Consider the following 11,723-nt stretch of genomic DNA (forward strand, 5'->3'; position numbering starts at 1 on the left):
TGATACCATAATGAATGAACATTCATTCATGGACGGAACTAATGAGCGACAAACGCCAAAGGATTCTAACCGCAACAGAAGCGCTACTGGCAGAACATGGTTTTCATGGTCTATCAATGCAAATGGTAGCAAAAAAAGCAGATGTTGCGATTGGCACTATCTATCGTTATTTTTCTGACAAAGATGATCTTATTGAGCAACTTCATCAACACCTCATAGCAATCATTGCTACCGAGGTCCAGAAAAATGTCACTGATGATCTTTCATTAAAAATGCAGTATCGCACTATGTGGCTAAATACTTGGCATTTTACTAATTCGAATCGATCACCAATGTTAACCAGAAATCAGTTTAAAAACTTGCCATGTGGTAATAAGCCCACAAGAAAACAGACTGAGATCCAACACTTCGATAAGGTAAGAAATTTCTATAATGAAGGTCTTGAGCTTGGCTTGTTTAAACCCCTTCCTATAGAAATTTTAGCGACATTAAGCCTAGAAACTAGTGCTTCACTTGCAAGAAAACAGGTTCAAAATATTGTTGAGGTTACCGAACCAGAGCTTGATTTAGTTATTGAAAGCACTTGGCAAAGTATTCTTAAATAAAATAAATTTAAATTAAGGAGTTTTATTCCATGAAGAAGTGGACCTTCGTAATGTTATTAGTGGTATTACTGCTATTTGGTAGTGTAATTGGTTTCAATATGTTTAAGCAGAAAAAAATTGCTGAATATATGGCGAATATGCCTGAACCCGAGTTCCCTGTAACCATTATTGAGACAGCAAAAACAGATTGGATTCCAACCATTGAAGCGATCGGCTTTATTGAACCAAATCAAGGTGTCACACTCACCTCTGAAACTAGCGGTATTATTGATAGCATCGACTTTGAGTCTGGTGCGACAGTAAAGGCTAACCAACAATTAGTGACGCTAGATTCAACGGTTGAAATAGCGAATTTAAAAAGTGCTGAAGCAAGAAAACCAGCTGCACGAGCTAAATATCAACGCTATCAAGGTCTCTATAAAAAAGGCTCGATCTCTAAAGAAGCATTAGATGAAGCAGAAGCAGATTACAACTCTCTTGCTGCCGATATCGAAGCCCTTAAAGCAACCATTGCCCGTCGTACTATTGCAGCACCATTTTCAGGTATCGTAGGTATCCGTAATGTATTCTTAGGTGAATATTTACAGCCAGGTACAGATATTGTGCGTCTTGAAGATACGAGTGTAATGCGCCTGCGCTTTACCATTCCACAAACAAAAATCTCAGCGATTCATTTAGGCCAGCAAGTTAAAATTGTTGTCGATTCATACCCCGATATGATGTTCACCGGTTCAATTAACACCATTGAACCTGCCGTTAACTTCCAAAGCGGTCTAATCCAAGTACAGGCTGAGATCCCAAATAATAACGGCAAATTACGTTCAGGTATGTTCGCACGCGCCAATGTTATTTTACCGACTATTCACTCGCAAGTTGTCATTCCTCAAACGGCAATCAACTTTACCCTTTATGGCGACAATGTTTATGTTGTTTCTGAAAAAGAGGGCGAGCGTCGTGTTTCTCAACGTGTAGTGAAGGTAGGTGAACGTATCGGTTCTGTTGCGCACGTCATTGAAGGTTTAAAGGTTGGCGAAACGGTTGTGACAACGGGACAAGTTCGTTTAAGTAATGATGCAAAAGTGCGTATTGTTGAAAGCGATGCAACTACACCACCAGCTGAAACACCGATGCTGTAACGGGAGGCGATATGCGTTTTACTGATGTATTTATCAAACGACCGATATTAGCGATCTCCATCAGCTTCTTGATTGCTCTGCTTGGTATGCAAGCTCTATTCAAAATGCAGGTGCGTGAGTACCCAGAGATGACGAATACCGTCGTCACGGTTACGACCAGCTACTACGGTGCAAGTGCTGACTTAATTCAGGGGTTTATTACTCAACCTTTGGAACAAGCCGTCGCTCAGGCAGATAATATTGATTACATGACCTCCCAATCGGTATTGGGGACGTCAACAATTACCGTCAATATGAAGTTGAACACCGATCCGAATGCGGCACTGTCAGATATCTTGGCAAAAACAAACTCTGTTCGTTCTCAGCTACCTAAAGAGTCTGAAGATCCCACCGTTACAATGTCGACCGGTTCGACAACGGCGGTACTTTATATCGGCTTTACCAGTGATGAATTAGTATCAAGCCAGATCACCGATTACTTAGAGCGAGTTGTCAATCCTCAACTTTTCTCTGTTAGTGGCGTATCTAAAGTTGATATCTATGGCGGTATGAAATATGCCCTTCGTGTTTGGTTAGACCCAGGCAAAATGGCGGCATTTGATCTGACGGCAACTGATGTAATGTCAGTACTGAATGCCAACAACTATCAGTCAGCAACGGGTCAAGCGGTTGGTGAGTTTGTACTTTATAACGGCAGTTTAGATTCTCAGGTCTCATCTGCAGATGAACTCAGTAATCTTGTCGTTAAAAGTAAAGATGGTGATGTTATTCGCCTTGGCGATATTGCTAAAGTGAGCTTAGAAAAGAGTCATGATGTGTATCGTGCTCGTGCGAATGGTCAAGAAGCCGTTGTTGCAGCAATCAATGCGGCACCAAGTGCGAACCCGATCAATATCGCAGCTGATGTCTTGGATATGTTACCTCAAATAGAGAAAAATCTACCAAGCAACATCAATATGAATGTAATGTATGACTCAACGATTGCAATCAATGAGTCAATTAATGAAGTTATGAAAACCATCGCAGAAGCGGCATTGATCGTTCTTGTGGTTATCACTCTCTTCTTGGGTTCATTCCGTGCTGTTATCATCCCAATCGTCACTATTCCGCTTTCACTGATTGGTGTTGCGATGGTGATGCAGATGATGGGTTTCTCATGGAACTTAATGACACTGCTTGCGATGGTACTTGCTATCGGTTTGGTTGTTGATGATGCTATCGTTGTTTTAGAGAACGTTGATCGACACATTAAACTGGGTGAAACACCCTTTAGAGCCGCGATTATCGGTACTCGTGAGATAGCCGTTCCTGTTATTGCAATGACCCTAACATTAGGTGCCGTATATGCGCCAATCGCGATGATGGGTGGGGTAACCGGTTCACTATTTAAAGAATTTGCATTAACCCTTGCAGGTGCAGTTTTTGTATCAGGTATTGTTGCGTTAACGCTCTCTCCAATGATGTGTTCTCAAATGCTTAAAGCAAATGCAGAACCAAATAAGTTTGAGAAAGCGGTACACAACTTCCTTGATAAGATGACGAACCGTTATGCGCGTATGCTCACTGCGGTAATGAACCGTCGTCCTGTTATTATTGCATTCTCTATCTTTGTATTTGCATCACTACCAATTCTGTTTAAGTTTATCCCTAGTGAATTAGCCCCATCAGAAGATAAAGGTGCTGTAATGTTGATGGCAACAGGTCCATCAAATGCCAACTTAGATTATCTGCAAAATACCATGGACTCTGTGAGTGATGTGTTATCAGCGCAACCTGAAGTTGGTTATGCCCAGATATTTACCGGCGTACCCAACTCAAATCAAGCGTTTGGTATCGCATCGATGGTTCCTTGGAGCGAACGTGAAGCAAGTCAGGCTGAAGTAACAAAACGAGTAGGTGAACTAGTTAAAGATACTCCAGCAATGAAGGTAACGGCATTCCAGATGCCAGAACTTCCTGGTGCTGGCTCAGGTCTACCGATTCAATTTGTTATCACTACTCCGAATAGCTTTGAAAGCTTGTTCCAAATTACATCTGATATTTTAACAGAAGTAAAAACAAGCCCACTCTTTGTCTATTCAGATCTAGACCTTAATTACGATTCGGCAACGATGAAAATTAAGATCGATAAAGATAAAGCGGGTGCTTATGGCGTTACGATGCAGGATATCGGGATTACATTAAGTACCATGATGTCTGATGGTTATGTTAACCGTATCGATTTAAATGGTCGATCTTATGAAGTTATTCCTCAGGTAGAACGTAAGTATCGTTTAAACCCGGAGTCAATGAACAGTTATTATGTTCGTGCTGCGGATGGATTTGCCGTTCCATTGAGTAACTTAGTGACTATTGACGTTGTAGCAGAACCTCGTTCTCTTCCACATTTTAATCAATTAAACTCAGCAACTATTGGTGCTGTACCTTCACCAGGTGTTGCTATGGGTGATGCTGTGGCATGGTTTGAAGATATCGCAGCCCAGAAGTTACCAAATGGCTATAGCCATGACTACATGGGTGAATCTCGCCAATATGTAACAGAGGGTAGCGCTCTATACGCGACCTTTGGTTTAGCGCTTGCGATTATCTTCTTAGTATTAGCGATTCAGTTTGAATCAATCCGAGATCCACTGGTTATCATGGTTTCTGTACCATTGGCGATTTGTGGTGCATTGATTGTTCTTGCTTGGGGTACCGCCTCAATGAACATCTATTCTCAGGTTGGTTTAATTACCTTGGTTGGTCTAATTACTAAACACGGTATTTTGATTTGTGAAGTAGCAAAAGAAGAGCAACTACATCACGGAAAGAATCGTTTAGATGCCGTCATGGAAGCTGCGAAGGTTCGTCTTCGCCCAATATTGATGACAACCGCAGCAATGATTGCAGGTCTGATCCCATTGATGTATGCGACAGGTGCGGGTGCCGCTCAGCGCTTTAGTATTGGTGTGGTTATCGTATCAGGATTAGCGATTGGTACATTGTTTACATTATTTGTACTGCCTGTTATCTACAGTTACTTAGCAAGTGAGCATAAGCCACTGCCAGTGTTTGAAGAAAATGAAGAGACAAAGTAAGTCATAATAACCACTAAAAGTGTAACCAAAGAGGTGTTAAATTCGAATTTAACACCTCTTTTTTCTAGAGATTATTATATTTCATTATCTCGACCTAATTTAACGGCAACTATTTAACGACAAGTGGGCGGTTATTGCATAAAATAGTCGTCAATATCAGAGGAGATTTCTATGTTTGATCCAAAAAAATTAGAGCAAGTTGCTAAACAGATCCACGAAGCAATGCCAAAACCCGTAAAAGATTTAGGTAATGATGTTGAGCTAAAAGTTCGCCAAGTGATTCAAGCTCAAGTGGGCAAATTAGATGTAGTTAACCGTGAAGAGTTTGATGTTCAGACTCAAGTTCTACTTCGTACTCGTCAGAAAGTGACCGAACTAGAAAAAAAACTAGCAGAGATTGAAGAAAAAATTGCTGGAAAAAGTGCAGAATAACAATTTCAGTGTGAGACATCTGCAACAAAAAAGCCTCTGATAAGAACTCAATACAATTGATAACTTATCAGAGGTTTTTTTCATCCATCGCATAATAAAAAAGGCTAAACATCAATCATGTTTAGCCTTTTCATTTTCTATATTTTAACTAATAAGATTAGTTCTTAGCTGCCTACAGCAATATCTTTCATATCTGTCATGTAACCACGAAGCTCTTGACCAATCCACTCAACAGGGTGATTGCGAATACTTTCGTTCACTTCAATCAGTTTACGATTATCAACACTGTTATCTGCATTTCCTAGACCTTTACCAATCACATCAGTACCGATATTTGGCATAAATAGGTCACGAAGCATTGGTGTTGCTACGTTAGCGAATAGGTAGTTACCGTACTCAGCAGTATCAGAGATAACCACATTCATCTCATATAGACGCTTACGAGCAACGGTATTAGCAATTAACGGTAGCTCATGTAAAGACTCATAGTATGCAGACTCTTCAATGATACCCGATGCGGTCATCGCTTCAAACGCTAGCTCAACACCCGCTTTAACCATTGCAACCATCGCAATACCGTTATCGAAGAACTCTTGCTCAGAGATCTCTACATCAGACTCTGGATAGTTTTCAAATGCAGTTTGACCCGTCTCTTCACGCCATGTGAATAGATTGATGTCATCGTTATTCCAGTCAGCAATCATTGTTGATGAGAATTCACCAGTAATGATGTCATCCATGTGCTTGTTATAAAGAGGACGCATTAGTTCTTTAAGCTCTTCAGATAGATCAAAAGCACGAACTTTTGCAGGGTTTGATAGACGATCCATCATGTGAGTCACACCACCAAACTTCAATGCTTCTGTAATTGCTTCCCAACCGAACTGCAGTAATTTACCTGCGTACTCAGGAGCAATACCATCGTCGATCATTTTCTCATAACAGACGATAGAACCCGCTTGTAACATGCCACAAAGAATCGTTTGCTCACCCATAAGGTCAGATTTAACTTCTGCTACAAAAGAAGACTCTAAACAACCCGCACGGTGACCACCAGTACCCGCAGCCCAAGCTTTTGCGATATCCCAACCTTCTTGTTGAGGATCGTTCTCAGGGTGAACGGCAATCAGCGTTGGAACACCAAAGCCACGCTTATACTCTTCACGCACTTCTGTACCAGGACACTTAGGCGCAACCATAACAACAGTGATATCTTCACGAATCGTTTGACCCACTTCAACAATGTTAAAGCCGTGAGAATAACCTAAAGCAGAACCTTTTTTCATCAAAGGCATCACAGTTTCAACCACATCAGAGTGCTGCTTGTCAGGGGTCAAGTTAACAACAAGATCCGCTTGTGGAATTAAATCTTCGTAACTACCAACAACAAAGCCGTTCTCTTTTGCATTTTTATAAGATTGACGTTGCTCATCGATAGCAGCTTGACGTAGTGCATAAGAGATATCTAGACCAGAATCACGCATGTTAAGACCTTGGTTAAGACCTTGTGCACCACAACCTACAATAACAACTTTCTTGCCTTTTAAGTAATCAGCTTCTGTCGCAAACTCGGTGCGATCCATGAAACGACACTTACCTAATTGTTCTAACTGTTGACGTAAATTCAAAGTGTTAAAGTAGTTAGCCATAGTAAACTCCATTATTAAATAGCTACGATAAAATTATAAGGTTTCAGCTTGTTACTGAATTAACATTATCCTAACCTAGCCTTTATGTTGCGTAAAGTGATATATTCACAATAACTTATTGCTAAAAATGCAACCACTATGAATTTAAAGCATCTCGAACTATTTTTACACCTTTCTGAATCAAAAAGTTACAGCCAAACCGCCCTACAGATGCACATTAGTCCATCGGCATTAACTCGAATAATTCAGCGTCTTGAGCAAGATGTTGGCGAGAAGTTATTAATTAGGGATAATCGACAAGTGCAACTCACGATTATAGGGAAAAGGTTAGTTCCTGTTGCTATTGAGATGACTCAGCGTTGGAATCAATTTATACAGGATCAGGCAGAGGATAAAAAAACCTACAAGGCAAGTTAACACTTTTCTGTTCTGTTACAGCGAGTTATAGCCATTTACCCAAAATACTGGCTAAATTTAATCATCACTATCCTCAAATTGAGATCCAGTTAATTACTGGCGATCCCGCTCAATCGATTGATAAAGTCAATGATAATAGCGTCGATATTGCCATTGCGGCAAAGCCTGAGCACCTCTCGCATAACAGCCTATTTATTCCAATAGAATCTGTAACGATGTCTGTTATCACTCCTGTCGCACTACTGAATAATCAATCCGATGATCTATTAGCAGGGAGGTGGGAAAAAATTCCTTTTATCTTGCCAGAACGAGGAGCTGCGAGGGAGAGCATTGATAAATGGTGCCATCAACAGCAGATTATTCCAACCATCTATGCACAAGTATCTGGACATGAAGCGATTGTCAGTATGGTTGCGTTAGGATGTGGTATTGGCATTGCACCAGATATCGTTATCGACAATAGCCCAATGAAAGATAAGATAAAAAAGATAGTGGGTGAACCAGTTGAACCTTTACAACTTGGACTCTGTTGCAGACAACAACGTAAAAAAGAGCCTTTAATTACTGCATTTTTAGCGCTATTTGATCAGTAACCACAACTCAAATACCAGTAAAAATTGATTTTTTAAGTATTAATTTTATTATTACTGAGTGGTTAAACGAAAATATTGACCGCCGCAGAACCATCAATCTAGCTTCACTTTTCTACAGACGTAAAAAAGCCCAAGTCGTAAGACTTGGACTTTGCTGTTTATCAATGAAGGTTGCGGAGCGAACTAACGATCCTTAAAAAAGAACCCGCGCCCCCGGTGTGACGGCCGCTGTGTTTTAAATAAATAGCTAATCAACTGAACGACCGTACTACTCGATCGCTTCAGTTACTTTGTTAATTGCCGATATAACATTGAATATCAGAAAATGTTTAGGCGAGATAAAGTGAAGTAATTAGTCATATTATAAACTTCATATGTTATTTTCTACAGACGTAAAAAAGCCCAAGTCGTGAGACTTGGGCTTAGTGTAGTGGCGGAGCGGACGGGACTCGAACCCGCGACCCCCGGCGTGACAGGCCGGTATTCTAACCAACTGAACTACCGCTCCTTTAGCAAATTGCTTACGCATGATGCTAAATACTTTTATCGTCGCTAACGTGTCAAAGTTAGAAGACGTGCGTTTAGATTTTTCAATCTAAAGCATAAATTTGAAGCCTGGCGATGACCTACTCTCACATGGGGAGACCCCACACTACCATCGGCGCGATTGTGTTTCACTTCTGAGTTCGGAATGGAGTCAGGTGGGTCCACAATGCTATGGTCGCCAAGCAAATTTTGTTGTTAACCGCGAATATTCGCGTTTAACGAAATTTGGAAAGTCTGATAATTCGTAATAATGTTCTCAATACTTCATTCAAGTATCTTTTGACTCGTAGAGTCGTATTCTTTTGAGTCCATCAAAACCCTTTGGGTGTTGTATGGTTAAGCCTCACGGGCAATTAGTACAGGTTAGCTCAACGTATCGCTACGCTTACACACCCTGCCTATCAACGTTCTAGTCTCGAACAACCCTTTAGGACACTTATAGTGCCAGGGAAGACTCATCTCAGGGCTCGCTTCCCGCTTAGATGCTTTCAGCGGTTATCGATTCCGAACTTAGCTACCGGGCAATGCCATTGGCATGACAACCCGAACACCAGTGGTTCGTCCACTCCGGTCCTCTCGTACTAGGAGCAGCCCCCTTCAATCTTCCAACGCCCACGGCAGATAGGGACCGAACTGTCTCACGACGTTCTAAACCCAGCTCGCGTACCACTTTAAATGGCGAACAGCCATACCCTTGGGACCGACTTCAGCCCCAGGATGTGATGAGCCGACATCGAGGTGCCAAACACCGCCGTCGATATGAACTCTTGGGCGGTATCAGCCTGTTATCCCCGGAGTACCTTTTATCCGTTGAGCGATGGCCCTTCCATTCAGAACCACCGGATCACTATGACCTGCTTTCGCACCTGCTCGAATTGTCATTCTCGCAGTCAAGCGGGCTTATGCCATTGCACTAACCTCACGATGTCCGACCGTGATTAGCCCACCTTCGTGCTCCTCCGTTACTCTTTGGGAGGAGACCGCCCCAGTCAAACTACCCACCAGGCACTGTCCGCAATCCCGATTAGGGACCAACGTTAGAACATCAAGCATACAAGGGTGGTATTTCAAGGTTGACTCCACCGCATCTGGCGACGCGGTTTCAAAGTCTCCCACCTATCCTACACATGTAGGGTCAATGTTCAGTGCCAAGCTGTAGTAAAGGTTCACGGGGTCTTTCCGTCTAGCCGCGGGTACACAGCATCTTCACTGCGATTTCAATTTCACTGAGTCTCGGGTGGAGACAGCGTGGCCATCATTACGCCATTCGTGCAGGTCGGAACTTACCCGACAAGGAATTTCGCTACCTTAGGACCGTTATAGTTACGGCCGCCGTTTACCGGGGCTTCGATCAAGAGCTTCTCCGAAGATAACCCCATCAATTAACCTTCCGGCACCGGGCAGGCGTCACACCGTATACGTCATCTTTCGATTTTGCACAGTGCTGTGTTTTTAATAAACAGTTGCAGCCACCTGGTATCTGCGACTGCCAGCAGCTTAGGGAGCAAGTCCCATCACCGCCGGCAGCGTACCTTCTCCCGAAGTTACGGTACCATTTTGCCTAGTTCCTTCACCCGAGTTCTCTCAAGCGCCTTGGTATTCTCTACCCGACCACCTGTGTCGGTTTGGGGTACGATTTCTTACGACCTGAAGCTTAGAGGCTTTTCCTGGAAGCATGGCATCAATGACTTCACTACCTTAGTAGCTCGACATCGTGTCTCAGCGTTAAAAAAGGTCCGGATTTACCTAAACCTTCCGCCTACGCACTTGAACCTGGATAACCATCACCAGGCCCACCTAGCCTTCTCCGTCCCCCCATCGCAGTCGTAAAAAGTACGGGAATATTAACCCGTTTCCCATCGATTACGCTTCTCAGCCTCATCTTAGGGGTCGACTCACCCTGCCCCGATTAACGTTGGACAGGAACCCTTGGTCTTCCGGCGAGGGGGCTTTTCACCCCCTTTATCGTTACTCATGTCAGCATTCGCACTTCTGATACGTCCAGCATACCTCTCGATACACCTTCAACCGCTTACAGAACGCTCCCCTACCCAATATAGCAAAGCTATATTGCCGTAGCTTCGGTGTGTGATTTAGCCCCGTTACATCTTCCGCGCAGGCCGACTCGACCAGTGAGCTATTACGCTTTCTTTAAATGATGGCTGCTTCTAAGCCAACATCCTGGCTGTCTGAGCCTTCCCACATCGTTTCCCACTTAATCACAACTTTGGGACCTTAGCTGACGGTCTGGGTTGTTTCCCTCTCCACGACGGACGTTAGCACCCGCCGTGTGTCTCCCGGATATTACTTACTGGTATTCGGAGTTTGCAAAGGGTTGGTAAGTCGGGATGACCCCCTAGCCTTAACAGTGCTCTACCCCCAGTAGTATTCGTCCGAGGCGCTACCTAAATAGCTTTCGGGGAGAACCAGCTATCTCCGAGTTTGATTGGCCTTTCACCCCTAGCCACAAGTCATCCGCTAATTTTTCAACATTAGTCGGTTCGGTCCTCCAGTTGATGTTACTCAACCTTCAACCTGCCCATGGCTAGATCACTCGGTTTCGGGTCTATATCCAGAGACTGTGTCGCCCAGTTAAGACTCGGTTTCCCTACGGCTCCCCTAAACGGTTAACCTTGCCACTGAATATAAGTCGCTGACCCATTATACAAAAGGTACGCAGTCACCCCATAAAAGAGGCTCCCACTGCTTGTACGTATACGGTTTCAGGTTCTATTTCACTCCCCTCACAGGGGTTCTTTTCGCCTTTCCCTCACGGTACTGGTTCACTATCGGTCAGTCAGGAGTATTTAGCCTTGGAGGATGGTCCCCCCATGTTCAGACAGGATACCACGTGTCCCGTCCTACTCGATTTCACTTAATTAGACTCTTCGGCTACGGGGCTATCACCCTCTATCGCCACGCTTTCCAGCGTGTTCACCTAACTCTAACTATGCTTAAGGGCTAATCCGAGTTCGCTCGCCGCTACTGTCGGAATCTCAATTGATTTCTTTTCCTTCGGGTACTTAGATGTTTCAGTTCCCCGAGTTTGCCTCCTATAGCTATGAATTCACTATAGGATACCTAGCTTATGCTAAGTGGGTTTCCCCATTCGGACATGGTTGGTTAATAACGCTTCTTACCAGCTCACCAACCCTTTTCGCAGGTTAGCACGTCCTTCATCGCCTCTGACTGCCAAGGCATCCACCGTATACGCTTAGTCACTTAACCATACAACCCGAAAGGGTCTTATGTATGTTCAAACAACCAA

General features: G+C 43.3%; 6 protein-coding genes, 1 tRNA gene, 2 rRNA genes and 1 pseudogene. 6 read left to right on the forward strand and 4 right to left on the reverse strand.

The annotated features are described in order from the left end of the window. Window positions 1-41: 41 nt before the first annotated feature. The 4 genes from L0B53_RS06960 (at window position 42) to ubiK (ending at window position 5,250) form a co-directional block, all read left to right on the forward strand. Window positions 42-605: a TetR/AcrR family transcriptional regulator gene (locus L0B53_RS06960; protein WP_235061422.1), complete on the forward strand. Its 564-nt coding sequence runs from the start codon at window positions 42-44 to the stop codon at window positions 603-605. Window positions 606-634: 29 nt separating this feature from the next. Beyond that, window positions 635-1,741 (forward strand): efflux RND transporter periplasmic adaptor subunit, encoded by a 1,107-nt coding sequence (locus tag L0B53_RS06965; protein WP_235061423.1) that lies wholly within the window; start codon window positions 635-637, stop codon window positions 1,739-1,741. An 11-nt stretch (window positions 1,742-1,752) separates the two neighbouring features. After that, complete coding sequence (locus tag L0B53_RS06970) at window positions 1,753-4,818, forward strand: multidrug efflux RND transporter permease subunit (RefSeq protein WP_235061424.1); 3,066 nt, start codon at window positions 1,753-1,755, stop codon at window positions 4,816-4,818. Between the two features lie 171 nt (window positions 4,819-4,989). After that, a complete protein-coding gene (ubiK, locus tag L0B53_RS06975; RefSeq protein ID WP_235061425.1) occupies window positions 4,990-5,250 on the forward strand; it encodes a ubiquinone biosynthesis accessory factor UbiK in 261 nt (86 codons plus the stop codon). A gap of 164 nt (window positions 5,251-5,414) precedes the next feature. Here ubiK and ilvC read toward each other — a convergent pair whose 3' ends face one another. Then, a complete protein-coding gene (gene ilvC / locus L0B53_RS06980; protein ID WP_235061426.1) occupies window positions 5,415-6,899 on the reverse strand; it encodes a ketol-acid reductoisomerase in 1,485 nt (494 codons plus the stop codon). A gap of 138 nt (window positions 6,900-7,037) precedes the next feature. Here ilvC and L0B53_RS06985 point away from each other — a divergent pair, with 138 nt between their 5' ends. Together L0B53_RS06985 and L0B53_RS06990 are read left to right on the forward strand one after the other, a co-directional pair. Beyond that, window positions 7,038-7,316, forward strand: coding sequence for a LysR family transcriptional regulator (locus L0B53_RS06985; RefSeq protein ID WP_235061427.1), 279 nt, complete (start codon window positions 7,038-7,040; stop codon window positions 7,314-7,316). 41 nt (window positions 7,317-7,357) lie between these two features. Beyond that, window positions 7,358-7,909, forward strand: a pseudogene (locus L0B53_RS06990) (LysR substrate-binding domain-containing protein); the annotation flags it as partial. 431 nt (window positions 7,910-8,340) lie between these two features. Here the strand turns inward: L0B53_RS06990 and L0B53_RS06995 are convergent. The 3 genes from L0B53_RS06995 to L0B53_RS07005 all read right to left on the reverse strand — a co-directional run bounded on the left by L0B53_RS06995 (window position 8,341) and on the right by L0B53_RS07005 (window position 11,683). Next, window positions 8,341-8,417: transfer RNA gene (locus L0B53_RS06995), tRNA-Asp, on the reverse strand. 105 nt (window positions 8,418-8,522) lie between these two features. Next, window positions 8,523-8,638, reverse strand: a 5S ribosomal RNA gene (gene rrf / locus L0B53_RS07000). A 149-nt stretch (window positions 8,639-8,787) separates the two neighbouring features. Then, a 23S ribosomal RNA gene (locus L0B53_RS07005) occupies window positions 8,788-11,683 on the reverse strand. Window positions 11,684-11,723: the final 40 nt, after the last annotated feature.

Source organism: Vibrio sp. SS-MA-C1-2, assembly GCF_021513135.1.
Taxonomy (GTDB): Bacteria; Pseudomonadota; Gammaproteobacteria; order Enterobacterales; family Vibrionaceae.